Below are 19,125 nucleotides of genomic sequence, written 5' to 3'. Positions count from 1 at the left end.
CCCGTCCGCCTCGCGACGGCCCGGTCAGTGGCCGACGGGACGGCGGGGGAGCGGCGAGGAGTAGACGACGCTGGTGGTCACCGCGCCGAGCGCTCCGATGCGGCCCGACACCTCCTCCAGGTGCTTCATCGAACGGGCGGCGACCTTGATGACGAAGCAGTCGTCACCCGTGACGTGGTGCGCCTCCAATATCTCCGGCGTGGTGTCCAGCAGATCGTGGAACGGCTTGTAGTTGCCGTTCGGATAGCGCAGCCGCACGAACGCGAGGACGGAAAGGCCGATCCGCTCCGGGTCGATCACCGCCGCGTAACCGGAGATCACTCCGGCCTCCTCCAGCCGCCGCACCCGCTCCGTGACGGCGCTCGCGGACATGTTCACGGCGCGCGCCAGCTCGGCGTAGCCGGCGCGGCCGTTGCGCTGCAGGACGTCGAGGATGCGCCAGTCGGTGGCGTCGGGGGAATAGCCGGTCATCTCCGCTGTCTAGCAGTGAAATCAGCGGTAGATCAAGGGTTCTGCCGGTGATCATCACTTCTCGGGCCGATCGGCGAACCATAAATTATCGGCCATGACCACACGGACACCTCAGGGCACCACAGTCACCGTCGGCACCCCCAGCGGCTCGCTTCCGCACCGCGTGCTCGACGTCCCGCCCGCCGCGCCCGCAGACGCCGCCGCGTACTTCGCCGCGCGCCTCGCCTTCCATACCGACGTCGCCGAGGTGCAGCACGCTGTGGCGGCCGGCGCCCGCGATCTGGTGGTCGTCGACTCCCGAAGCGCCGAGGCATGGGACCAGGGGCACATCCCCGGCGCCGTCCATCTCCCCACTGCCCGCATGGCCCAGGACGCGCGGGAGATCCTCGATCCGGCGGTCCCGGTCGTCGTCCACTGCTGGGGCCCGGGCTGCGACGGTGCCACCCGCGCGGCCCTCGCCTTGGCCCGGCTCGGCTACCGCGTCAAGGAGATGCTCGGCGGCATCGAGTACTGGATCCGGGAGGGCTACGAGGTGACCACCCGGCAGGGGCCGCGACGCCTCCCGGCCGACCCCTTGACGGCACCCGTCGCCGCAGAGGACTGCGGCTGCTGACGCGCGGCGGGGAAGCGTCCGCGTCAGGTGGTTCCTTCGCCGCATCCACCTGCGGCAACGGCGGCCCCCGTCCGCAACTCGTACGCCCGCAGGCCGTCGCGTTCGCCGGCGAAGCGGAACCCGGCGCGTGCCAGCACACGCTGCGAGGGCGCGTTCTCCGGCTCGGTCACAGCGCAGATCGTTGCCACCTCCGGGCGCTCCGCCGCCCATCCGGTCAGCAGTCGCACCGCGTCGGTCGCCCACCCGGCGCCGCGTGCGGAGGGCGAGAGGTCGTAGCCGATCTCCACCCGGCCCTCCGCGTCGGGCGGGCCGTGGAAGCCGATGCTGCCCAGAGCGGTGCCGGTCCCGGCGTCGGTGAGGACGTAGCCGCTCCAGCCGGGGCGCTTCAGACCGGCCGCGATGGCTTCGCGTACGGCGATCTCGGCGCCTGCGGAGGTGGACCGGGGCGGTGTGCCGTCCACCCAGTCGTACCCCGCGGGCTCGCCGTCCGCGACCTGTGCCGCCGCGGTCGGCAGCAAGGCGCGCAGGGCGAGCCGGCCCGCCGCGAGCGTCAGCGGGAAGCCCGCTCCGACGGCGACCAGGGCCTCGAACAGCGGACCCGCATCAGCTCCTTCGGGCAGCCCGCTGACCTGGCCGTCGCCGACCTCCACCACCCGCCAGGCACCGTCGGAGCGCCGCACCACATCCGTGGTGACGAAGCGGCAGCCCAACTCCCGTACGGCATCGGCCACCCGGGCCAGATCGGGCACCGGGCAAAGCCGCGGAGTGTCCGGATGCGCGCCGACGAGGACCGGCTCGCCGTCCACCCACCACACCCGGGCCTCGCCCGCCGCGTCGAACGACTCGAAGGCGCGCAGCACCACGCCCCCGGTCAAGGAGTCCTCCTGGAGCGTCACGAACCGTTCGACGACCGCGGACAGCCGGGCGGTGTCGGCCGCATCGGGGACGAAGGTCGCCTCCGCCCACTCGTGCTTGCGGGACTTCACCCAGTCCTTGACGACGAGGGGATGCCCGCCGAACGGCTCGGCCAGCTGCGCCAGTTCCGCTTCCCCGGGAGGCCGGCCCGGTGAACACGGCTGCCACGCGCTGGCGGGCGTAAGGGTCTGGAACGTCGCGTACCAGCCGGGGAGTTCATGGGCGGTGCGGTACGCGCCGGGCGGGGTCAGGAGGCGACAGCCCCGCGCCGAAAGGGCAGCGGCCAGCGTGGCGTAGCGCTCCGCCGGCAGCATCCAGCCGCGGTACCAGACGGGGCCGGCGTCGCGTGGCACCCGTGCGACGGCACGCTCGTCGTCCCCGGCGAGCAGCGCCTCGTGATCCAGCACCGCGGTCGCCGCTCCGGCCGCCTGCGCTGCCGCCGCCTCCGGCGCGAAGTGCGGGTCGGTACGCCGGGCACGAAGCGGATCGCCGGGGAGCAGAAAGAGCGGCCTGTCCGCCGCGGAGCCCACTGTCATGTCAGCGGACCCTACGGTGACGGCCGGCCACAACACGAGGCGGGCCGGCCGTTCGCGCGGGACCGGTGGCCGGCGGGTGTCCGGCGGGCCGGGCCGGCGTGCCGCCCTGCCGCCGGCCGTCCGCCGGTCACCGGTGGGACGTCAGAGCGCCGACAGCTCGCTCAGCAGATCGTCCAGGCCGAGGGAGCCCTGTGAGAGCGCGGCCATGTGCCATGCCTTGAGGTCGAAGTCCGCGCCCCGGCGGGCGCGGGCCGCCTCCCGGCCCTTGAGCCAGATCCGCTCGCCGAGCTTGTAGCCGATCGCCTGCCCGGCCATGCCCTGGTAGCGGATGATCTCGCTCTGGACGAAGTCGGCGGGCCTGCTGCAATGGCTCGCCAGGAACGCGTGCGCCAGCTCGGGCGTCCAGCGCTCACCCGGGTGGAAGGGCGAGTCCGCCGGGATCTCCAGCTCCAGATGCATGCCGATGTCGATGATGACGCGGACCGCCCGCATCATCTGCGCGTCCAGATACCCCAGCCGCCGCTCGGCGTTGCTGAGGAAGCCCAGCTCGTCCATCAGGCGCTCGGCGTACAGCGCCCAGCCCTCGGCGTTGGCGCTGACGATGCCCACGGTCGTCTGGTAGCGCGAGAGGTCCTCGGCGACATGAGCCCACTGGGCCAGCTGGAGGTGATGGCCGGGCACGCCCTCGTGGTACCAGGTGGACACCAGGTCGTACGCGGGGAAGCGGGTCTCGCCCATCGTCGGCAGCCAGGTGCGGCCGGGACGGGAGAAGTCCAGCGACGGCTGGGTGTAGTACGGGGCCGCGGCGCTGCCCACCGGCGCGATCCGCGACTCCACCCGGCGCACCCGCTCGGCGAGCTCGAAGTGGGTGCCGTCCAGGGCGTCGATGGCCTCGTCCATGAGCGACTGGAGCCACTGCCGGGTCTCCTCGACGCCCTCGACGGCCTCGCCGTTGTCGTCGAGCCAGGCCAGCGCCTCCCACGGGGTCTTGGCGCCCGGCAGGATCTTTTCGGCCTCGGTCTCCATCTCGGCCAGCAGCCGGTGGAATTCCGACCAGCCGTACGTGTACGCCTCGTCCAGGTCGAGGTCGGCGCCGTTGAAGTAGCGCGCCAGCCGGGCATAGCGCTCCCGGCCGACGACGTCCGGCGCGGTCGCGACCGCGGGGGCGTAGTCGTCACGGAACCAGTCACGCAGCTCCACCAGCGCCCCGGTCGCCACCTCGGCGGCCGCGGTCAGCTCCGCGCGCAGCGCCTCCGGGCCGGCACCGGTGAACTCGGCGAACCAGCTGCGGTCCGTACCGATCCACTCGGTCAACTGCCCCACGACGGTGACCACTTGCAGCGGTCCGGCAGGCAGATCCCGCTTGAGGCCGGCTTCGAGCGAGGCCCGGTAGCCTTCCAGCGCTGCGGGCACCGCCCGCAGACGCCGGGCGATCGCCGCCCAGTCCTCGTCGGTCTCGGCGGGGGTGACGGTGAAGACCTCGCGGACGTGGTGCAGCGGCGAGCTGAGGTTGCTGACGGTGCGCAGGCCCTCACCCGCCTCGTGTACGGCGAGTTCGGCGGTCAGTCGCTCGCGCAGCAGCCGGGCGCAGACCTTTTCCGCGGCGCTGTCGGCGCCCGGCCGGGTCTCGGCCTCGGTGAGCCGCTCCAGCGTCGTACGCGCGAGCTGCGCCACCGCCTCCTGGCCCGTCGGCGAGAAGTCGGGGAGCTGACCGGAACTCTCGGCGATGCCGAGGAAGGTGCCGGTGATCGGGTCCAGGTCGACGAGCGCGTCGACATAGGCATCGGCGACCTGGCGGGGCAGCGGGCCGCCGCCGGAAGGAGTGGTGTTGGACATGCGGGCCATCCTCGTACGGATGCCCCCACCGCGTCACCATCATTCCGCCGGACGTTCCTGTCAGTTTTCGAAACGGTGGCCCGATCGAGGGGGCCTTGCGGGCCCCGCGGCGCGCGGTGGCCCGTATGCGCCGACCGCCGGGGTGCGCTCGGCACCCCGGCGGTCGGCTCGCGTCGATCCTGCCGCCCGGCACCGGGGCCGGACGGTGGGACGGCGGCTCAGCGGCGGCCGGAGCCGTCCCGCACCCGGATGATCTCCCGGGCCTCATGGCGGGCCGGGAGAGGCGCCGGACGAGCGGTGATCACGAGCGTGCCCTCCTCGATCTGGTAGTCCAGCGGCAGCCCGAGGCCACGCATCGCCGCCACCATGCCGGTGTTGGACGCCTGGGTGATGGCGTACACGCTGTCGCAGCCAGCCTCGGCCGCCATCGCCACCAGCCGCCGCAGCAGCTCCGCGCCGATGCCCCGCTGCTGCCAGGCGTCCTCGACCAGCAGGGCGACCTCGGTCTCGTCGCCGTCCCACAGCAGATGGCCGAGCGCCACCAGGCGGCCGGACGCGGTCTCCACCGCCAGGGTGCGGCCGAACCGCGGGCTGAGCAGGTGCCCGAGGTAGCGGTCCGCGTCGGAGACCGGGCCGTGGTAGCGCAGGTCGAGGGTGCCGGAGGAGCAACGGTCGTGCATCTCGCGGGCGGCGACCTGGTCGGAGGGGCCGGCGCGGCGGATGGTGATCTCGTTGCCCTCGGGCAGCGTCAGCACATCCCGCCGCGGCGGGACCCGCTGACCGAGCCGGTTGTCCAGCTCGGTCAGCGCGCGCACCCGGGCGAACTCGGTGGGGGTGAACGGCAACTGCGGCCTTTCGATGGTGAGAGACCCCCCGGAGGGGTCGCGGAACTTCATGAGGTGCTCCTCCAGCACGCCCTCGACGGGCACCTGCTCGGCGAGCGGCTGGCCGCTCAACGACCGGGCGGGCACCGAATGGATGGTGCAGCGGCCCAGCAACTGCCGCAGGGCCAGCGGCAGTTCGGCCGAGTCCAGCGCGGTGCGTGTCGCCAGCCCCAGCATTCTGGTCGGTGCGTCGACGAGGTCGTGGGCGTCGGCACGCTCCAGCCAGGTGCGCGCGCCGCCGGCGCCGGACACCGCACGGGTCAGCTCCTCGGGCTGGACCGCGGTCGGCGCGCGCAGCAGGAACTCGTCGACCGTGCCGTCGGACAGCGGGTGGGTCTGCAGGCTGAGGATGTCCACCCGCCACGCGGCGAGTGCCGTGCACAGGGCGGCCAGGCTGCCCGGCTCGTCCCGGACCGTGGTCCGCATCCGCCACAGCGTCGTCTCGGGACCGCGGGCTTCGGGCCCGGCGGTGGAGGACGACGCCGCGGCGCCGGTATCGGTCGGCGGCGGGGCGTTTTCGTGGCGGCGTGACCACCGGATGTGGAAGCCCGAGACGGCGAGGGCCGCGGCGCACAGCAGAGCCGGGCCCGAGAAGCCGAGGGCATCGGCGAGGGCGTCCGCGACCGCTGCGGTGGTGAACAGGGCGGCCAGTTCGACGACGCCCCGGCGCCAGTGGTGGCGACGGGAGCTGTTGGCAGAGGATGCTTCAGTCATGCAGACAGCCTCGCCGACCGGTGTTGCCTGATCGCCAACACATTGTGTCGGACGGGTAAAAGACGTAATCGACGCATTGGCCTTTACTGCCCCACCTGTCCAGGTTGAAGTACCTTGCTGAACAGCACCTCGCCACCCTCCTGCCGCAGCCGCACCGTCAGCTCCCCGCTGCCCCCGTCGATGTCGATCTCGCCGAAGTACTGCGGACTCTCCGCGGGGGAGGTGTTGGCACGGTCCGGCGCCTTGATGAACGCCTGAGTGGGCCCGAAGGTTCCGTCCAGCTTGAGCGCCTGGAAGCCGCCGGCGTTCAGCGGCCCGGAGACGAACTCCCAGAACGGCGCGAAGTCCTTGAACGCCGCCCGCTCCGGCGCGTAGTGCTGCGCCGAGGTGTAGTGGACGTCGGTCGTGAGCCACACCGTCCCGGTCACCCGGTGGTGCTTGATGTGCCGCAGCAGCTCCGCCAGCTGCAGCTCGCGGCCCAGCGGAGCGCCCGGATCGCCCTGCGCGACGGCCTCGAAGTTCGTCTTGCCGTCCGGGACGACGAGGCCCAGCGGCATATCCGAGGCGATCACCTTCCAGACCGCCTGCGACCGGGACAGCTCACGCTTGAGCCAGCGCAGCTGATCGGCGCCGAGGATGCCCTGCGGGTCGTCCGTCTGCCGTCCGGGCGAATTGGCGTTGCGGTAGCGCCGCATGTCCAGCACGAACACATCCAGCAGCGGGCCGTGCCGCACCACCCGGTAGACCCGCCCGTCCCCGTCCGCGCGCAGCGTACGGACGGGGAAGTACTCGCCGAACGCGCGCAGCGAGCGCGCGGCGAGCACGTCCGCGTCCTTCTCGGTGTACCGGGCGTCGTCGAGCAGTTGCCCCGGATACCAGTTGTTGTGGACCTCGTGGTCGTCCCACTGCACGATCGTGGGCACCTGGGCGTTGAAGCGGCGCAGGTTGTCGTCCAGCAGGTTGTAGCGGAACGCGCCGCGGAACTCCGCGAGGGTCTCGGCGACCTTCGACTTCTCCTCGGTCGTGACATTCCGCCAGATACGGCCGTCCGGCAGCGTGACCCGGGAGGTGATCGGGCTGTCGGCGTAGATGTTGTCGCCGCTGCACAGGAAGAAGTCCGGGTTGCGGCGGCGCATCTCCTCATAGATGCGGTAGCCGCCGCGGTCCGGATTGATCCCCCAGCCCTGGCCGGCCAGGTCCCCCGACCAGTGGAAGCGGACGTCCTGGCGGCGCTGCCGGGGCGCGGTACGGAAGGTGCCGGTGGCCGGTTCACCGGTGTGCCGCGGGTCGTCGGGGTCCGCGAGCAGCACCCGGTAGTGGATCTGCTCACCGGACGGCAGCCCGTGCAGCGAGGTGACGCCGGTGAAGTCGGTGCCTGCTCCGATCACCGGGCCGTGCCAGGTCCTGGCGTTGCGGAAGGACTCGGTGGCCGCCGTCTGCACCACCATCCGGGCCGGTCGGTCCGAGCGTACCCAGACCAGCCCGGAGGACGTCGTGACATCCCCGACCTGTACTCCCCACTCGGCGGTCGGCCGGCCACTGCGCGCCTGTGCCGGTGCGGCACAGGACAGGGCGGGCAGCGCCAGCGCCGCGGACCCGGCCGCCGTGCCGTGCAGCAGTGACCGCCGTCCGAAGCCCCTGCCGGATCCCGGCGCCATATGAACCTCCATCGCTCGATCGACCTCGGTGACGTCCCGTTCGTACCGCTGCCCGATGCCCCGCGGCCGAACATGCGGTGAACACCTGCCGGTGCTCGTGTACGGCGGCCACCGGCCGGGCCCATGGTCGCAAGCGCGCGGGCCGATCGCCTAGACGTCGTTCCGGCCCCGGCGGTTCCTGTTTCGCGTCGCAGGCGGGGCCGCCGCCGCCCGCCGCGCGGGAAGCAGTGCGGGCGGGCCGCCGCGACGGACCGCACCCGGACGTCCGGGCCGTCGTGGCCGGATCCGGCCGTCAGCCCATCGTGTCGAGGATGACCCGGGCGACCAGCGCCGGATCGTCGTTCATCGGCACATGCCCGCAGCCCGGCAGCCGCACCAGCCGGGCGCCCGGGATCGTCTGCTTCGCGCGCACCCCCTGGCGGCGCAGCAGCAGCCGGTCCCGGCTGCCCCAGGCGATGGTGACCGGGATGTCCGGCACATCGGCGGTGAACTGGACCGCGCGGCCGGCCTCCAGCGTGGGCGCGAACCCGGGGGCGGTACGCAACGCCCGGGTCTCCGCGACGACCGCGTCGGCCGATCGACGCCCGGGGTGGGCGTAGATGGTGCCGGTCAGCGAGGCGCGCCCCAGGGCGGACCGGGCCAGCGACTCCACGACCGGCTCCGGCAGCGCCTGCGCCCCCGCGTACATGCCGCGCAGCACACCGAACGCGTAGCGGCGCTCCGCCGGCGTCCAGAAGCCGCCCGGCGAAAGGGCGGTGACGGACCGTACGGCGTTGCGGCGGCCCAGCTCCAGGGCGAGCAGCCCGCCCAGCGAGTTCCCGGCCACGTGGGGCCGCTCGATGCCCAGTTCCGTGAACGCCTCGGCGAGCAGCGAGACCACCGTCGGAATGTCGTAGGAGCAACCGCCGGGAAGGCCAGGGGAGGCGCCGAAACCGGGCAGGTCCATGGCGATGACCTCGTGCGAGGCGGCGAGGATGTCGCAGACCGGGCGCCACGCCTGGAGGTGATGGCCGATGCCGTGCAGCAGGACGAGGGGCTCACCCGCGCCCTTGCGCTCGTAGGCCAGCGTGCACGGCGGCCGGTCTGCGGAGGTGATGCGGGCGAAGGAGACCGAGGCGGCCATGGGGACTCCTCAAGAGTTCGCGTGACGTGCGTTGTTGCCGGATGTGCGCAGCCACGATGCCAGTAATGGCTACCGAGCGGTACGGGGAGGGGGGGGATCCGAGGCCGCCCGGGGCCCGGGCCGCACCCGGCGCTGTGCCGCACACCACGCCGCGGGCGGCCCGCACTCCGCCGTTCCGGCTGGACAAGGCGACGGCGGACCGGTGGGATGGAGCAGTGCTGACGGATCTTGCGACCGAAGTCTTCGAAGAGCACCGACCGGTGCTGCACGCCGTGGCCTACCGCATGCTGGGCCGCGTCGCCGACGCCGAGGACGTCGTCCAGGAGGCATGGCTGCGCTGGTCGGCGGCCGACCGCAGCGAGGTCCGCGAACCGCGCGCCTACCTGGTGCGCGTGACCACCCGGCTGGCCATCGACCGCCTCCGGCAGGTCCAGGCGCGCCGCGAGTCCTACGTGGGCCCCTGGCTGCCGGAACCCCTCGCGACCGACACGGCCGGCAGCGCCCCCGACACCTCGGAGCGGGCGGTGTTCACCGAGACCGTCACGCTCGCGATGCTCGTCGTCATGGAATCCCTCTCCCCGTTGGAGCGGGCCGTCTTCGTGCTGCGCGAGGCGTTCGGCTACCCGTACGGCGAGATCGCCACCGTCCTGGACCGCGGCGAGGCGGCGGTACGGCAGCTGGCGGCACGCGCCCGCAGGCATGTGGAGGAGGGCAGGCCCCGCTTCGAGGTCAACGCCGAGCGGCAGCGCGAGCTGACCGAGCGATTCCTCGCCGCGGCGACGGGCGAGGACCTGAACGGCCTGCTGCGCCTGCTCGCCGCCGACGCGCGGCTGGTCGGGGACAGCGGAGGGAAGGCCAAGGCGCCGCTGCGGATCATCCATTCGGCGGACAAGATCGCCCGCTTCCTGGTGGGCGCCGCGGGTTCGCCGCCGCCCGGCATGGAGTTCAGCATCCTGGAACTCAACGGCGGGGTGGCGCTGTTGGCCCACTACGGCGGAGTGCCGGACTCCGTCATCCAGCTCGACGTCGTCGACGGCCGGGTCGCGACGGTCTACATCGTGCGCAACCCCGACAAGCTCGCCTCGCTCGCGAAGAGCTGACCGGCCCGGCGCGGAAGGGCCCGCCCCGGGTCACCGCGTGGGCGCCGCTCGGCCCGCCCCCGGGTGGGCGGCCTCCCGTACGGCGGCCCGCAGGCCCGAGCGCGGGCTCGACAGCACCGGCACACCGCTCCCGCCGGCGTCCGTCATCAGTGCGGCGGCCGACGCCATCGACGCCTGCGCCAGCACGATGGCGTCGGTGTCCCGTTCCCCTTGCGCGGCGGTGGCCACCGCCGTCAGATAGCCGTCCTCGTCGCCGGCTTCGAAGCGCTCCCAGGCGTCCGGCACGAGTACCTCGCGCACGCTCACCACGCGCCCGGCCCGCTCCGCTTCCTCCGCGATCAGGTCCGCGGTGGGCCCCAGCGTGCTCGACACCGAGGCGAGCACCGTGACCTGCGGGCCGGCGGCGACGGCGGCCGCGGCCATCGGCCGGTCCACCCGCAGAACCGGCAGGCCGAGCGCCACGCCGGCCTTCTCGGCGACCGACCCGATCGTCGAGCAGGTGCACAGCCCCGCCCGCGCGCCGTCCCGCACGGCACGCCCGAGTACGTCGGCGACCTGCCCCGCCACCGCTTCGGGGCCCTCTTCCCGTGCCCGGGCGAGCAGTTCGGGGTGGACGAGGTGGCGGAGCGCGAACCCCGGGGCATCCTCGTCGCGCAGCGCGTCGAAAACCGGGACGTGGACGGGCGAGGTGTGCAGCAGGGTGAGCATGACGGTGAGGGTAGCGAGAGTCGCCGCAGGTCGTGCGGGGTGTCCGGGGTGCGACGGGGGCGGGCGGTCCACCGGATGGGGCATTGGTCTTGACCAAGGGTGGGGGCGGCCATATCGTCGGGATACTGCAACAACCTTTAATAAAGAAGTGCTCATATTCCGGGCTCCGGGCGAGCCCGTGTCCGGTTGACGGCAGAGCCCCGCGGGGCAATGGCCAGTGCGGAGGACAGGGTGGGGACCACGCAGCTCGAAACGGTGCCGGAGCCGAAGTACTGGCACCTCAAGACCGTGCTCAGCGAGGCATTGGACTCCGAGTTCACGGTCGGCGAGATCCTGCCCAACGAACGTGACCTGGCGGCGCGGTTCGGCGTCGCCCGTGCCACGCTCCGGCAGGCGCTGGAACAACTGGAGCTGGAAGGCAGGCTGCAGCGCCGGCGCGGCGTGGGCACGACCGTCGCACCGCCGCGGGTCGGCGTCGCCGTCGACCCCGCCAGCGACACCTGGCCCGGTGCCCCCGGGGACGACTGGCAGCCGGTCGACGCCGTCGAGACCGACGCGGTGCCCGCCGCGGTGGCGGCCCTCCTTGAGACCGCCTCCGGTGACCGCATCCACCTGGTGCGCCGCAGCCGGGTCACGGGCGGCCAGCCGGTCGCCGCCGAGCTGCTGTACGTCCTCGCATCGGCGGTCCCCGGCTGCTCCGGAGTGGCGCCGGTCAGCGCCGCTGCCCATGCCCGCGCCGTACTGCACGAGCTCCAGGCGCGCGAACTGGAGGGCCGGGACCGCACCGTGGAGCTGGGGTCGGCCCGCGCGGAGGACGCCAAGCAGTTGGACCGGCTGCCGGGCGCGCCCGTGCTCGTCGTCACCACCCGCTATGTCTCCGAGGGCCGGACCACCGCGGTCGCGGTCGCCACCTACCGCGCGGACACCTGCCGCCTCACCTTCGGGGAGAGCGACGCGGTGTCCCTGCTCGCCGGCTGAGCCGACGCCGCTCCGGGGCCCGTGTCCGGGAGGGGGCGCGGGTCTCTCCGCCGGTGAAGTGGGCGCGCGTCAGCGGCGGCCCGTCACCGTGCCCTCCACCGCGAAGAGTTCGGCCTCGACGTGATCCAGCGCGAGCCGCAGCGCGCCGGTCGCCACCGCGGCCTCGCCCAGCATCGAGAGCGCGACCTGAGGCGGGCGCAGGCAGTAGCGCGCCAGCTCCTCGCGCAGCGGCTCCAGCACACCGGCCAGCCCCGCCGCCCACCCGCCGACCACCACCAGTTCCGGGTCGAGCGCGAGCACCAGCGCCGCGACGTCGTGCACCAGCCGCTGGATGAAGCGGTCCACGGCCTGACGTGCCTGTTCGTCCCCGTCGCGCGCCAAGGCGAAGACCTTGGCCACCTGTGCCTCGTCCAGCGGGTGCAGCGGCTCGCCCGTCGTCGAAAGCAGCGTCTCCGGGGTCGCCTCGCGGCCCAGCAGATGCAGTGCGCCGATCTCCCCGGCCGCCCCGCCGAACCCTCGGTGCAGCCGTCCCCCGATCAGCGAACCGGCCCCCGGGCTCAGCCCCGCGAGCACGAAAACGATGTCATCGGACCGGGTGGCCGCGCCCTTCCAGTGCTCGGCCACCGCGGCGGCGTTGGCGTCGTTCTCGACCAGCACCGGACAGCGGAAGGAACGCCGCAGCCGGTCACCCAGGGGGAGGCCGGTCCAGCCGGGCAGTGCGGTGCTCAGCCGTACGGTGCCGTCCGCCTCGACGATGCCCGGTCCGGCCACACCGACGGCCCGCAGGGAACCACGCGCCACTCCCGCACGGCGCAGCAGGTCGGCCACCACGGTCCGTACGCGCTCCAGCCGTTCGTCGGCGGGGGCGGTCTCCGCCACGGCGCGTTGCGCGGAGCCCAGCACCTGCCCGCCGAGATCGGAGAGCAGGGCCGAGACACGGTGCGGTCCGATCTCGATGCCCAGCAGATGCCCGGCCTCCGTGCGGAAGCGGTACCGGCGGGCCGGCCGGCCCTGGCGGCGCGCTTCGCCCTCCTCCACGGCGGCTTCGACCACGAGGCCGGTCTCGATGAGCCCCTCGACCACGCCCTCGACGGTCGGCCGGGACAGGCCCGTCACCTGGACGAGGTGGGTGAGCGTGGGGGAGTCCGCGGCGCGCAGAGCGTGCAGCACCACCGCGGAGTTGATACGTCGCAGCAGGGAGGGATCCCCACCGGTGAGCCGCCCCAACGTCCGTCTCCCTCGCGTTGCGTGTCTGGCGGATCGTAGCCGGTCAGCGGGTGTGCGGCGAGCCCCGAGAGGCGGCGCGGGCGGAGCGGTCGGCGGGCGGCGCCAGGTGTGCGGGCGCCGTCGGTGATCGTCGGCGACTGACGGGCGGCCAATTGTCAGACCCCGGCGGTTTACTGACGGTATGACGTCAGGAGAGCAGCCCATGAGTGCGGCGGCGCGCACCACCCCCGCGACCGGCACCGCCCTGGCCACGACCGCGCAACAGGTGGCGCTGATCGATGCCTTGCTCGCGCGTGCGTTCCCGGTGCGCAGGGAGCGCTTCGCCAGAGGCGGGAGCGGACCGGAGTTCCATGTGGCACAGCTGTGGGAGAGCGCCGCGCTCTGGGAGGCGGATGCGGCGGACGCGCAGGAGGCGGGCGAGGACTGCGCCGCCGCGCTGGCGGCGCTGACCACCGTGCTGTCCTTACGGTGGGGCGAGCCCGCCGTCCTGGACCTCGCGGGCCGGCTGGAGCGGGTGGCGATGGGCCTGCCGGTCGGGCCGCCGCTGGACCTGCTGTGCGGCGTGGTGCCGCGGCTGCACACCTGGCGCGCGGGGGACCGCTGGCTGGGCATCGGTGCAGGTCAGGGCGGCCCGGAGCTGCCGTACCAAGTGGTGGTGGCGATCGGGGCGGGGGCGGTGCCGGGAGGCTGACCGATGCCTGGGGCAGGCGAGGGGAGGCGAAGGGACGCCGGGTACGACGGTGATGGACGCGCCGCAGGGTGTGGCGGGTCGGCGCCGGGTTCAGGAGTGCTCGGCGAAGGCCGCCTCAGTGCTCGGCGAAGGCTGCCTCGCGCAGCCGGCCGTATTCCTCCGCCATGGCGGCGGGCGTCCAATGCGCGTTGAGGCCGCTGGGGTTGGGCAGTGCCCAGATACGGGTGTCGCCCAGGGTGCGTTCCTGGGGCCCGATCGTGGCGTGCTTGTCGTCGAAGGCGATGCGATAGGCGGTGATACCGGCGACGGCCAGCCGGCGCGGGCGCAGCCGGGCGACCTTCTCGGCCAGCAGCCGGCCGCCTTCGCGGAGCTCCTCCGCCGTCAGCTCGTCGGCCTTCGCGGTCGCCCGCGCCACGACATTGGTGATACCGACTCCGTGCGCGAGCAGCTCTTCCTGCTCGGCGGGCCTGAACACCCGCGGCGTGAATCCGGAGGCGTACAGGACCGGCCAGAACCGGTTCCCCGGCCGGGCGAAGTGATGGCCGGTGGCCGCCGACAGCAGCCCGGGATTGATCCCGCAGAAGAGCACCCGCAGGCCGCTCGCCGCGACGTCAGGGACGAGGCGGTCGCGAGCGGCCTGCAGTTCCTCCGGTGTGAAACCCACGTCAGAGGATCGAGCCCGGCGTGTACGCCGCGGCCTCCGGGTGCTGCTTGGTGATCTCCTCGATGCGGCCGACGACGGACGTCACCTGGTCGGCCGCGGCGCCCGTGAAGGACAGCTTGTCCGCCATCAGGGCATCCAACTGCGCCTTGTCCAGGGGGATCCGGGCGTCGGCGGCCAGCTTGTCGAGCAGTTCGTTGCGCTCGGCTCCCTGCTCCCGCATGGCCAGCGCCGACGCGACCGCGTTCTCCTTGATCGCCTCGTGGGCCTCCTCGCGACCCACGCCCGCGCGCACGGCACCCATCAGCACCTTGGTCGTGGCGAGGAACGGCAGGTAGCGGTCCAGCTCGCGGGCGACGACGGCCGGGAAGGCACCGAACTCGTCGAGGACCGTCAGGAACGTCTCCAGCAGGCCGTCCAGCGCGAAGAACGAGTCCGGCAGGGCGACCCGGCGCACCACGGAGCAGGACACATCGCCCTCGTTCCACTGGTCACCGGAGAGCTCGCCGGCCATGGAGGCGTATCCGCGCAGGATCACCATCAGGCCGTTGACGCGCTCGCAGGAGCGGGTGTTCATCTTGTGCGGCATGGCGGAGGAGCCGACCTGGCCGGGCTTGAAGCCCTCGGTCACCAGCTCGTGTCCCGCCATCAGCCGGATGGTCTTGGCGAGCGAGGAGGGGGCCGCGGCGAGCTGCACCAGCGCGGTGACGACGTCGTAGTCGAGCGAGCGCGGGTAGACCTGGCCGACGGAGGTGAAGGCGCGCGCGAAGCCGAGGTGGCCGGCGATCCGCTGTTCCAGCTCGTCGAGCTTCGAGGCGTCCCCGCCCAGCAGGTCGAGCATGTCCTGCGAGGTGCCGACCGGGCCCTTGATGCCGCGCAGGGGGTAGCGCGACAGCAGGTCCTCGAGTCGCCCGTACGCGACCAGCAGCTCGTCCGCGGCGGTCGCGAAGCGCTTGCCGAGCGTGGTGGCCTGCGCGGCGACGTTGTGCGAACGGCCGGCCATGACGAGCTCGGCGTTCTGGGAGGCCAGGGACCCGAGCCGGGCCAGCACGGCGACCGCGCGGTCCCTCATCAGCTCCAGCGACAGCCGCACCTGCAGCTGCTCGACGTTCTCCGTCAGGTCGCGGGAGGTCATGCCCTTGTGGACCTGCTCGTGGCCGGCGAGGGCGTTGAACTCCTCGATCCGGGCCTTGACGTCGTGCCGGGTGACCTTCTCACGCTCGGCGATGGAGGCCAGGTCGACGTTCTCCAGGACCCGCTCGTAATCGGCCAGTGCCTGCTCGGGGACCTCCACCCCCAGGTCCTTCTGCGCGCGCAGCACGGCAAGCCACAGCTTGCGCTCCAGCTTGACCTTGTACTCGGGGGACCACAGCACGGCCAGCTCCGCGGAGGCGTAGCGGCCGGCAAGAACATTGGGGATGCGAGGCTTCGCAGACACGGCAGTCACGTGGCCAGAGTCTACTGGCGATTTACGCAGGCCAGCGCCCCGGCCCCGGCTGTGCTTTCCTCCAAGCCGCCGACCCGCGGCAGGCGCCCCGGCGTCAGTCCCCGTACGGCAGCAGCTCGGGGCGCTTGGCCGGCCGGCCGTCGCCGGAGGAGCGCCCGGTGAGCCTGCGGCCTATCCACGGGACCAGGTGCTCGCGCGCGAACCGCAGGTCGGCGGCGCGCCGCGCGCCCCAGCCCGGGGGCACGGCGGCGGGCAGCGGCGCGTCCCAGTCGGACTCGGCGTCGAGGCCGAGCGCCTGCCAGACGGCCTCCGCGACCCGGCGGTGGCCTTCGTCGCCCAGATGCAGCCGGTCGTCCGCCCACAGCCGGGGGTCGGACAGCGCTTGCGAGGCGTAGAGATCGACGACCACCGCGCCGTGCCGCTCCGCCAGCGCGTCGATGTGCGCGAACAGCTGTTCCATCCGCGACCGGAACCGCTCCATGACCGGCCCCTGCCGGCCGGGGCTGCGCATCAGCACCAGCTGTCCGGGCCCCTGGGACAGCCGCTCGGCGGCCTCCGCCAGCTGAGCGCAGACCCGGTCCACATCGCATTTGGGGCGCAGTACGTCGTTGAGCCCGCCGACCAGTGTCACGAGGTCGGCGCCCATCGCTGCCGCGGGATCGCACTGCTCGTCCAGGATCTGCCCGATGAGTTTGCCGCGCACCGCGAGATTGGCGTAGTGGAACGCGGGCGACGGCTCGTCGGTGCGGCTGCGCTGCCGGGCCGCGAGGCGGGCGGCGAGCAGATCGGCCCAGCCGCGGTACGAGCCGTCCGGCAGGGCGTCCGACATGCCTTCGGTGAAGCTGTCGCCGACCGCGACGAAACTGGTGTAACGGGCATTTATCTCCATGGCGCGGAGATCTTATCCCGTGGCCCGGAAGCCGCGTCGGCCGGAGTACCGGCACGGAGCCGCGCCCGTGCGGCGAACGACGGCGGCCGGTGGACCCCCGTGGGACCACCGGCCGCCGCGCACGGCCTCAGTCGTCGCCGTCGGGTGCGCACATCACGCCGCGGGCGGCCGCTGCAACACCAGCTCCCGCAGGACATCCTCCATGCTCACCAGTCCGGCCAGCGTCCCGTCCGCGCCGATCACCGCGGCCAGGTGGGTCCGGGAGCCGCGCATCGCCGTCAGGACGTCGTCGAGCAGCGTCGCGGCCTTGACCCGCGCGATCGGGCGCAGCGCGGAGACCGGGAACGGCACATCGCGCGGGGCGGCGTCCAGGGCGTCCTTGACGTGCAGGTAGCCGAGGATGCGGCGGGTGTCGTCGACGACCGGGAACCGGGAGAAGCCGGACTCGGAGGCCAGTCGCTCCAGGCCCTCCGGGGTGACCCCTATTCGCGCCGAGACCACCTTCTCGGCCGGCAGCACCACGTCCCTGACCGGGCGGCGGCCCAGCTCCAGGGCGTCCCGCAGCCGTTCCTTGGCCCGGTCGTCGAGCAGTCCGGCGTCCCGGGAGTCCTCGACCATCTTCGCGAGCTGGTCGTCCGAGAAGGTCGCGGCCACCTCGTCCCTGGTCTCCACCCGCAGCAGCTTCAGCAGCCCGTTGGCCAGGGCGTTGATCGCGAAGATGGCCGGGCGCAGCGCGCGGGTCAGGGCGACCAGCGGCGGCCCCAGCGCCAAGGCGGTGCGTACCGGCTCCGCCAGCGCCACGTTCTTCGGCACCATCTCGCCGAAGAGCATGTGCAGATAGGTCGCCAGGGACAGCGCGATGACGAACGAGATCGGGTGGATCAGCGTGTGCGAGATCCCCATGGCCTGGAAGACCGGCTCCAGGAGATGGGCGATGGCCGGCTCGGCGACCGCGCCCAGCACCAGCGTGCACAGGGTGATGCCCAGCTGGGCGGCCGCCAGCAGCGCGGAGACGTGCTGCAGGCCCCACAGCACGCTGTTCGCGCGGCGGTCGCCGCTCTCGGCGTGCGGTTCGATCTGGCTGCGGCGCACCGAGATCAGAGCGAATTCGGCCCCCACGAAGAAGGCGTTGACCACCAGGGTCAGCAGGCCCACGAAAAGCTGCAGTGCGGTCATCGGCCGGCCTCCGCAGCGGAGTCCTGGGAGCTGCCGGGCAGCGGAGCGTGCAGCAGGACACGCGCCGCGCGGTGGCCGGTGGCGTCCAGCACATCCATCGACCAGCCCTCGACCTCCAGGGTGTCGTCGTCCACGGGGATCCGCCCCAGTTCCGTGGCGATCAGGCCCGCGAGGGTCTCGTACGGGCCCTCCGGCAGGTGCAGGCCGATCCGCTGCAGCTGGTCGGTGCGGGCGGCGCCGTCGGCCTGGTAGACGCTGCGGCCGTCCGCGTCGACACCGGCCGGCGCGAGGTCGGGGGTCTCCTGCGGGTCGTGTTCGTCGCGGACCTCGCCGACGACTTCCTCGACGATGTCCTCCAGCGTGACCACGCCGGCCGTGCCGCCGTACTCGTCGATGACCACGGCCATGGTGCGCTTGCCGGACAGCCGGTCCAGCAGGTGGTTGACGGGCAGCGTCTCCGGCACGAGCAGCGGCTCCCGCAGCAGCTCGGAGACGGGGTGCCGGGGGCGGCGCTCGGCGGGGATCCGCAGGACGTCCTTGATGTGCGCGACGCCCACGACGCTGTCCAGGCTGCCGCGGTAGACGGGGAAGCGGGACAGCCCGGTCGCCCGGGTCGCGTTGGCGACGTCCTCCGCGGTGGACTGCACGTCCAGGGCGATCACCTGGACCCGCGGCGTCATGACGTTCTCCGCCGTCAGCTCGGAGAGCGTGAGGGTACGGACGAAGAGCTCGGCGGTGTCCGGCTCCAGCGAGCCCTCCTTGGCGGAGTGCCGCGCCAGCGCCACCAGCTCCTGCGGTCCGCGTGCGGACGCCAGCTCCTCGGCCGGCTCCAGACCCATCCGGCGGACCATGTGGTTCGCGGTGGTGTTCAGATGCCCGATGAGCGGCTTGAAGGCGGCGCTGAATCCGCGCTGCGCGGTGGCGACCTTCCTGGCGATGGTCAGCGGACTGGAGATCGCCCAGTTCTTCGGGACCAGCTCGCCGACGACCATCAGGACGATGGTGGAGATCGCCGTACCGAGGACCAGGGCCACCGACTCGGCGCCGGAGCGCGGCAGGCCGATCGCGTCCAGCGGCCCGGCGAGCAGGGTGGCGATGGCCGGCTTGGACAGCATGCCGATGACCAGGCCGGTGACGGTGATGCCGAGCTGTGCGCCGGAGAGCTGGAAGGTGAGACTCCGCACGGCCCTGAGGGCGCTGTCCGCGCCGCGGTCACCGCGCTCGACGGCGCGCTCCAGATCGCTGCGCTCGACGGTGGTCAAGGAGAACTCGGCAGCGACGAAGACACCGCAGGCCAGGGTCAGGCAGAGGGCTACGGCCAGCAGGAGCAGCTCGGTCATCGGGTCACCTCCGTCCCATGATCGAACATGATCGGGAGGTTCGCGCTATGTCGGGAGGGTGCTCGACTACTGGGGGGCTCGCCCATGGCTGGACGCTCACACACCTTTCACTGGGATGGAGGGAACCACCATGGTAAAGGACCGGCAAAGGGTGAACC

Annotated in this window: 17 protein-coding genes; 4 read left to right on the top strand and 13 right to left on the bottom strand. The window is 72.9% G+C overall.

Annotated features, from left to right (window positions below):
• Positions 1-24: 24 nt before the first annotated feature.
• Positions 25-471, bottom strand: coding sequence for an Lrp/AsnC family transcriptional regulator (locus QOM21_RS04460; protein ID WP_393897298.1), 447 nt, complete (start codon positions 469-471; stop codon positions 25-27).
• 94 nt (positions 472-565) lie between these two features.
• On the opposite strand from QOM21_RS04460, the gene QOM21_RS04455 reads away from it, so the two are divergent.
• A complete protein-coding gene (locus QOM21_RS04455) occupies positions 566-1,084 on the top strand; it encodes a rhodanese-like domain-containing protein (RefSeq protein ID WP_407548370.1) in 519 nt (172 codons plus the stop codon).
• Between the two features lie 23 nt (positions 1,085-1,107).
• On the opposite strand, the gene QOM21_RS04450 is transcribed toward QOM21_RS04455, so the two are convergent.
• From QOM21_RS04450 to QOM21_RS04430, 5 genes are all read right to left on the bottom strand, one after another.
• The gene (locus QOM21_RS04450; protein ID WP_407548368.1) at positions 1,108-2,535 is read right to left on the bottom strand and encodes a GNAT family N-acetyltransferase; all 1,428 of its coding nucleotides are present in this window, start codon (positions 2,533-2,535) and stop codon (positions 1,108-1,110) included.
• Positions 2,536-2,676: 141 nt separating this feature from the next.
• The gene (locus QOM21_RS04445) at positions 2,677-4,371 is read right to left on the bottom strand and encodes a DUF885 domain-containing protein (protein ID WP_407548366.1); all 1,695 of its coding nucleotides are present in this window, start codon (positions 4,369-4,371) and stop codon (positions 2,677-2,679) included.
• A gap of 218 nt (positions 4,372-4,589) precedes the next feature.
• Positions 4,590-5,969 (bottom strand): GNAT family N-acetyltransferase, encoded by a 1,380-nt coding sequence (locus QOM21_RS04440; protein ID WP_407548364.1) that lies wholly within the window; start codon positions 5,967-5,969, stop codon positions 4,590-4,592.
• An 83-nt stretch (positions 5,970-6,052) separates the two neighbouring features.
• Entirely contained in the window at positions 6,053-7,627 is a 1,575-nt protein-coding gene (locus tag QOM21_RS04435) for an alkaline phosphatase D family protein (RefSeq protein ID WP_407548362.1), read from the bottom strand.
• 292 nt (positions 7,628-7,919) lie between these two features.
• Positions 7,920-8,750, bottom strand: a complete 831-nt coding sequence (locus QOM21_RS04430) for an alpha/beta fold hydrolase (RefSeq protein WP_407548360.1) — start codon at positions 8,748-8,750, stop codon at positions 7,920-7,922.
• A 215-nt stretch (positions 8,751-8,965) separates the two neighbouring features.
• On the opposite strand from QOM21_RS04430, the gene QOM21_RS04425 reads away from it, so the two are divergent.
• Entirely contained in the window at positions 8,966-9,850 is an 885-nt protein-coding gene (locus tag QOM21_RS04425) for an RNA polymerase sigma-70 factor (RefSeq protein WP_407548358.1), read from the top strand.
• 30 nt (positions 9,851-9,880) lie between these two features.
• Here the strand turns inward: QOM21_RS04425 and QOM21_RS04420 are convergent, their stop codons facing one another.
• Positions 9,881-10,558: an aspartate/glutamate racemase family protein gene (locus tag QOM21_RS04420; RefSeq protein ID WP_407548356.1), complete on the bottom strand. Its 678-nt coding sequence runs from the start codon at positions 10,556-10,558 to the stop codon at positions 9,881-9,883.
• Between the two features lie 231 nt (positions 10,559-10,789).
• Here QOM21_RS04420 and QOM21_RS04415 point away from each other — a divergent pair, with 231 nt between their 5' ends.
• A complete protein-coding gene (locus QOM21_RS04415; protein ID WP_407548354.1) occupies positions 10,790-11,536 on the top strand; it encodes a GntR family transcriptional regulator in 747 nt (248 codons plus the stop codon).
• A 69-nt stretch (positions 11,537-11,605) separates the two neighbouring features.
• Here the strand turns inward: QOM21_RS04415 and QOM21_RS04410 are convergent, their stop codons facing one another.
• Complete coding sequence (locus tag QOM21_RS04410; RefSeq protein WP_407555575.1) at positions 11,606-12,763, bottom strand: ROK family protein; 1,158 nt, start codon at positions 12,761-12,763, stop codon at positions 11,606-11,608.
• A 304-nt stretch (positions 12,764-13,067) separates the two neighbouring features.
• Between QOM21_RS04410 and QOM21_RS04405 the strand changes: the two genes are divergently transcribed.
• The gene (locus QOM21_RS04405) at positions 13,068-13,454 is read left to right on the top strand and encodes a hypothetical protein (protein ID WP_407548352.1); all 387 of its coding nucleotides are present in this window, start codon (positions 13,068-13,070) and stop codon (positions 13,452-13,454) included.
• A gap of 115 nt (positions 13,455-13,569) precedes the next feature.
• Here QOM21_RS04405 and mug read toward each other — a convergent pair whose 3' ends face one another.
• The 5 genes from mug to QOM21_RS04380 all read right to left on the bottom strand — a co-directional run bounded on the left by mug (position 13,570) and on the right by QOM21_RS04380 (position 18,967).
• Positions 13,570-14,118 (bottom strand): G/U mismatch-specific DNA glycosylase, encoded by a 549-nt coding sequence (gene mug / locus QOM21_RS04400; protein ID WP_407548351.1) that lies wholly within the window; start codon positions 14,116-14,118, stop codon positions 13,570-13,572.
• Position 14,119: 1 nt separating this feature from the next.
• Positions 14,120-15,553 (bottom strand): adenylosuccinate lyase, encoded by a 1,434-nt coding sequence (gene purB, locus QOM21_RS04395; RefSeq protein WP_407555574.1) that lies wholly within the window; start codon positions 15,551-15,553, stop codon positions 14,120-14,122.
• Positions 15,554-15,656: 103 nt separating this feature from the next.
• Entirely contained in the window at positions 15,657-16,451 is a 795-nt protein-coding gene (locus tag QOM21_RS04390) for an SGNH/GDSL hydrolase family protein (RefSeq protein ID WP_407548349.1), read from the bottom strand.
• Between the two features lie 153 nt (positions 16,452-16,604).
• Positions 16,605-17,627, bottom strand: coding sequence for a hemolysin family protein (locus QOM21_RS04385; protein WP_407548347.1), 1,023 nt, complete (start codon positions 17,625-17,627; stop codon positions 16,605-16,607).
• Positions 17,624-18,967 (bottom strand): hemolysin family protein, encoded by a 1,344-nt coding sequence (locus tag QOM21_RS04380; protein WP_407548345.1) that lies wholly within the window; start codon positions 18,965-18,967, stop codon positions 17,624-17,626. The genes QOM21_RS04385 and QOM21_RS04380 overlap by 4 nt, the downstream gene beginning before the upstream one ends.
• Between the last annotated feature and the right edge of the window lie 158 nt (positions 18,968-19,125).

Source organism: Streptomyces sp. Pv4-95, from assembly GCF_045782725.1.
Classification (GTDB): domain Bacteria; phylum Actinomycetota; class Actinomycetes; order Streptomycetales; family Streptomycetaceae; genus Streptomyces.
Note: the sequence above shows the minus strand (reverse complement) of the source record. Positions and strands in the feature narration are given on the sequence as shown.

Excerpts from the sequence above, each read along its gene's own strand:
- QOM21_RS04445 (WP_407548366.1), bottom strand. The coding sequence starts at position 4,371 with ATGTCCAACACCACTCCTTCCGGCGGCGGCCCGCTGCCCCGCCAGGTC.
- QOM21_RS04435 (WP_407548362.1), bottom strand. The coding sequence starts at position 7,627 with ATGGCGCCGGGATCCGGCAGGGGCTTCGGACGGCGGTCACTGCTGCAC.
- QOM21_RS04440 (WP_407548364.1), bottom strand. The coding sequence starts at position 5,969 with ATGACTGAAGCATCCTCTGCCAACAGCTCCCGTCGCCACCACTGGCGC.
- QOM21_RS04450 (WP_407548368.1), bottom strand. The coding sequence starts at position 2,535 with ATGACAGTGGGCTCCGCGGCGGACAGGCCGCTCTTTCTGCTCCCCGGC.
- QOM21_RS04430 (WP_407548360.1), bottom strand. The coding sequence starts at position 8,750 with ATGGCCGCCTCGGTCTCCTTCGCCCGCATCACCTCCGCAGACCGGCCG.
- QOM21_RS04460 (WP_393897298.1), bottom strand. The coding sequence starts at position 471 with ATGACCGGCTATTCCCCCGACGCCACCGACTGGCGCATCCTCGACGTC.
- QOM21_RS04385 (WP_407548347.1), bottom strand. The coding sequence starts at position 17,627 with ATGACCGCACTGCAGCTTTTCGTGGGCCTGCTGACCCTGGTGGTCAAC.
- QOM21_RS04455 (WP_407548370.1), top strand. The coding sequence starts at position 566 with ATGACCACACGGACACCTCAGGGCACCACAGTCACCGTCGGCACCCCC.
- QOM21_RS04420 (WP_407548356.1), bottom strand. The coding sequence starts at position 10,558 with ATGCTCACCCTGCTGCACACCTCGCCCGTCCACGTCCCGGTTTTCGAC.
- QOM21_RS04380 (WP_407548345.1), bottom strand. The coding sequence starts at position 18,967 with ATGACCGAGCTGCTCCTGCTGGCCGTAGCCCTCTGCCTGACCCTGGCC.
- QOM21_RS04390 (WP_407548349.1), bottom strand. The coding sequence starts at position 16,451 with ATGGAGATAAATGCCCGTTACACCAGTTTCGTCGCGGTCGGCGACAGC.